This is a genomic window from Homoserinimonas sp. (assembly GCF_056262345.1).
On sequence record NZ_JBACFR010000066.1, the window covers coordinates 1 to 4416 of the forward strand.

The window sequence follows — 4416 nt, forward strand, 5'->3', positions numbered from 1 at the left end:
CACAGAACGACATGGCTACGATCCGACTTCTGACCCTGGCCGTCCCGGCGCTGGGGGCGCTGGTCGCCGAGCCCCTCTTTCTGCTGGTCGACACCGCCATGGTCGGGCATCTGGGCGGGGATGCTCTGGCCGGTCTAGGCATCGCTAGCGCCATTCTGCAGACCATCGTGGGGCTGCTGATCTTTCTCGCCTATGCCACGACCCCCACGGTCGCGCGTCGGCTGGGTTCCGGCGACCGCCCCGGCGCGATCCGCGCGGGAATCGACGGCATGTGGCTTGCTCTGCTGATCGGCGTTGCTCTCGTTGTCGTGGGAGTGCCCCTGAGCGGCGGGCTTATCGGCCTATTCGGGTCAAGCCCGGCAGCGACCGAGGCTGGGGTCACCTATCTCTCTATTTCTCTGTGGGGAATCCCGGCGATGCTGCTCGTGATCGCGGCATCCGGTCTGCTGCGGGGGTTGCAAGACACGAAGACGCCGCTCGTGGTGGCCACTGCCGGATTCGCCGCCAATGCGGCGCTCAACGCCGTGTTTATCTTTGGTTTGGGCTGGGGAATCGCCGGTTCCGCGGCCGGAACGGTTGTCGCCCAGTGGGGCATGGCCGCCGTCTACGTGGTGATCGCGGTGCGGGCGGCCCGACGAGATGACGTGTCGCTGCGGCCGGGGTTAGCCGGTGTGACGAGCGTCGCAGGCTCCGGGGTCTGGCTGCTCGTGCGCACGGCGTCGCTGCGGGCGGCAATGCTTGCCACGGTTTTCGTCGCCTCGGGGATGGGGGTCACCGAGGTGGCCACCCTGCAGATCGCGATGACGATTTTCTCGACCTTGGCGTTCATCCTCGATGCCCTCGCCATCGCCGGCCAGGCGATGATCGGTCACGGCCTGGGGGCGGCGAATGTTCCGCGAGTGACGGCAATCACGCGGCGGCTCATCCTGCACGGGCTCATCGCCGGGGTGGGCCTTGGCGTGACGATCGCCGTGCTCGCACCGCTGCTCGGCCCCCTGTTTTCGAACGATGACGCCATCCGCGCCGCGCTCACCCCCACCCTGTGGGTCATGGCGATCGGAGTGCCGCTCGCGGGTTTCGTGTTTGTGCTCGACGGCGTGCTCATCGGGGCCGGAGACGCACGCTATCTGGCTCTCACCGGTCTTGTGAACCTCGCGATGTATGCCCCGCTGCTGCTGTGGGTGGCGATTGCTTCGGATGCTGGCGGCGGCCCCGGCGCGGATGCTGCGGCGGAGATGACCTGGCTGTGGCTGGCGTTCGGCTGGGGCTATATGGGGGCGCGAGGGCTGACACTCGGCCTGCGGGTGCGCACGACGCGCTGGATCGTTACGGGAACCAGCTAGAAGCTCGGCGAAAGCGACGCAGTGGGCGGCGCTGGCGCTCGCTGGCCTCTAGCCGCTGCCCTCTAGTCGCTGGCGCGGGGTGCCGCCGTCGTGGCCCCGCGGCGAAACGTGCACCGCAGCAGCGTTGGCTTGGGCGTCTCGCCCGCGAGCAGCCGGGCGATGCCGATCCCGGCCGCCCTGCCCTTTTCGACGGCGGGCTGCACGAGCGTTGTGAGGTTCCACGGGCCGTAGCCGTCGAGGCGGATGCCGTCGAAGCCGACGACGCTGATGTCCTGCGGCACCGAGAGCCCGAGTTCTTCTGCCGCCCTGAGAATGCCCACGGCGAGCAGGTCGCTCTGCGCGATGATGGCGGTGGGGCGATGCTCGGCATCGGAGAGCAGCGCACGCCCGGCGGCAATGCCCGAAGCTGTCGAGCTGGCGGGCGCCATCCACCCCCGTAGCGTGGTGAATACGTCGAGCACTCCGCTGAGCCGCTGGGCCGCCGTGTAGGAGGTGGTTACCTCGTGCCAGTCGGCGCTGAGTGGTCCGGCCGCATGCTGCGGTCCGAGCGGCAGCGTCACGACGGCAATGTCGCGATGCCCGAGCTCGTAGAGGTGCCGCGCCGCCGTCGCGCTCGCCTCTCGGTTGTCGAGCGCGATCTCGAGCACGCCCTCCATCGGCTCGGCCTCGATGGCCACGATGGGGATTCCGCGGCGGCGCAGCACGGAGACGGGGCGGTCGAGGCGGGTGCTGCATCCGACCAGCACAACAGCATCCATCGCCGCGGTTTCGATGGGACCCGGTCGGCGCGGGGCGTGCGATTCCGGCTCGTCGGTATCGGGCAGCAACAGCAGTGCTGTTCCCAGGCTCGACGTGCCATCGGAGAGGCCGTCGAGCATGGCGATGTTCATGGGGTCGCGAAAAGCGTCGCGCACCCGTTCTTCTATGACGACTCCAATGACGCCGCTGCGGCCGCTGCGCAGGGAGCGGGCGACGGGGTCGGGGCCGCCGTAACCCAGCGATTCCGCCGCTGCAAAAACCCGGGCTCGGGTCGCGTCAGAGACGGGACCAGCCCCGCTAAAGGCGAGGGATGCTGTGGAGCGTGAGACTCCGGCGCGCTGAGCGACCTCCGCGAGGGTCGGCCGGTGCCCGCTCGCAGCGGCGTGATGCTCATGCTTGGTGGAATCGCTCATGGCTTGCTAGCCTAATCGAACCGATTCGATCGAATCGATTCGATACCTCTCTCTCCAGGAAACATCGCTTCGTGAATAGCATCAGCAACGACATCCTCGCCGGGGGTCTCACCCGTCGCCAGGCAACAACCTGGCGCAACGGCATCTTCATGCTATTCGGTGTCAGTGGGCTCGCGCTTGCCAGTTGGCTAGCGCGAACGCCAGCGGTAAAGCAGACTCTCGACCTCTCGACGGCGGACATGGGGCTGCTGTTGTTCGGCATAGCAATCGGTTCAATCTGCGGGCTGCTGCTCTCGAGCCACCTGCTCGCCCATTTCGGGGCTCGCTCGGTGATGCTCGCGAGCCTTATCGCGGTGGGCGTTGGGCAGGTGGTGACGGGAATCGCCATCACCGGCACGCCCTCCTTCGCCCTCGCATTCGCGGGCCTCTGCCTGCTCGGTGCCGGCCTCGGCACCTGCGACGTGGGCATGAATCTCTCCGGGGCGGTCACCGAGCGCGTGCTGGGCCGCACGATCATGCCGGTTTTTCACGCATTCTTTAGCATCGGCACCATCCTCGGCGCCCTGCTCGCTGCAGGCGCCGAGCTTTTGAATATCTCGCTGCTCGCCCAGAACATTGCCGTGGGCATCACGGTGGTCGTCATCGGCGGTGCCGGGGTGCGGCTGACGCAATCCGAGCACATTCTCGAGACCCCATCCGAATCGGGCGAGGCACCGGCTCGGTCGACCTGGAGGGAACGCCTACTCGTCTGGCGCAACCCGCGCATCCTCGCTATCGGGGTCATCGTGCTTGGTATGGCGCTGGCGGAGGGGGCGGCCAACGACTGGCTCACCCTTGCTGTCGTGCAAGAGCACGGCGTCGCAAACGAGACCGGCGCCCTCATTTTTGGCGTATTTGTAACAGCAATGACGGCCGGCCGGCTCGCTGGCGTCCGCGTGATCGATCGGTTCGGCCGAGTTCCGGTGCTGCGGGCGTGCGCCGTGCTGGCCGTCATTGGCCTGAGCCTGGTGATTCTCGTCCCCATCCTGTGGATCGTCATCGTTGGCGTGGTGCTGTGGGGGCTCGGTGCATCCCTCGGATTCCCCACCGGAATGTCCGCCGCGGCCGACGACCCCCGCACCGCCGCCGCGAGCGTGAGCGCCGTCGCCACAATCGGCTACCTGGCGTTTCTCGCCGGCCCGCCCATGATCGGTTTCGTCGGTGAGCAGATCGGGCTACTGGGAGCACTGGGGCTCGTTCTCGTGCTCATCGTCATTGCCGGATTCGCCTCGCCCGCAGCACGCGAGCCTCAGGAACAACTCATTAGCCGCTAAAACGCTCGTTTTTGGCCGATCACACCGCTGAGCACCGGACCCACCGTCGCAGGTGCAGCGAAAGCGACAAATCCCCCACGTGGTCGGCGTTCGCCCTGGTGTTTACTCTGGGCCGCCCGCCACAATATGGGCATGTCGATGCCGAGCCTCGCCCAACCCACATTCGCCCCGCCCTGCGGCCCGGTCGTCGGCTGGGTCGACGTCGATGTCGCTCGCGCCACCGGCATCCCCTACGCACATGCCGACCGGTTCGAGGCTCCCGTCGCCGCGACCGATTGGACCGAGCCGCACGATGCCACCATCTGGTCGCCGTCCTGCCCACAACAACCGGTGCCCTTTCTCGCCGAGGTTCTCGGCAGCACCGCAGCGACGATTCCCCCCAACGAGCACTGCCAGAACCTCTCCGTGACCATGCCGCTCGATCTCGCCCCCGACGAGCGGGTCCCCGTCATGGTCTGGATCCACGGCGGCTCCTACGCGTCGGGGGCAGGGGACGTGCCGATCATGGACCCGCGCGCGCTCGTGCGCGATCACCGTGTTGTCGTGGTGACCGTGACCTACCGCCTCGCAACGTTCGGCTTTGTGGGC

General features: G+C 67.5%; 4 protein-coding genes. 3 read left to right on the plus strand and 1 reads right to left on the minus strand.

From position 1 onward, the window contains the following. The first annotated feature begins 11 nt into the window (after positions 1 to 11). Positions 12 to 1343, plus strand: coding sequence for an MATE family efflux transporter (locus AC062T_RS03380; protein ID WP_476027395.1), 1332 nt, complete (start codon positions 12 to 14; stop codon positions 1341 to 1343). A 62-nt stretch (positions 1344 to 1405) separates the two neighbouring features. Here AC062T_RS03380 and AC062T_RS03385 read toward each other — a convergent pair whose 3' ends face one another. After that, positions 1406 to 2515 carry a LacI family DNA-binding transcriptional regulator gene (locus AC062T_RS03385; protein WP_476027389.1) on the minus strand — a complete coding sequence of 370 codons (1110 nt, stop codon included), beginning with the start codon at positions 2513 to 2515 and terminating at the stop codon, positions 1406 to 1408. A gap of 71 nt (positions 2516 to 2586) precedes the next feature. On the opposite strand from AC062T_RS03385, the gene AC062T_RS03390 reads away from it, so the two are divergent. After that, entirely contained in the window at positions 2587 to 3828 is a 1242-nt protein-coding gene (locus AC062T_RS03390; protein ID WP_476027391.1) for an MFS transporter, read from the plus strand. A gap of 132 nt (positions 3829 to 3960) precedes the next feature. Beyond that, positions 3961 to 4416, plus strand: a 456-nt coding sequence (locus tag AC062T_RS03395) for a carboxylesterase family protein (RefSeq protein ID WP_476027393.1), incomplete at its 3' end; no start/stop codon positions are given.

Bases quoted from the DNA above. Each gene is read 5' to 3' on its own strand.
- AC062T_RS03380 (WP_476027395.1), top strand. From the start codon at position 12: ATGGCTACGATCCGACTTCTGACCCTGGCCGTCCCGGCGCTGGGGGCG.
- AC062T_RS03385 (WP_476027389.1), bottom strand. From the start codon at position 2,515: ATGAGCGATTCCACCAAGCATGAGCATCACGCCGCTGCGAGCGGGCAC.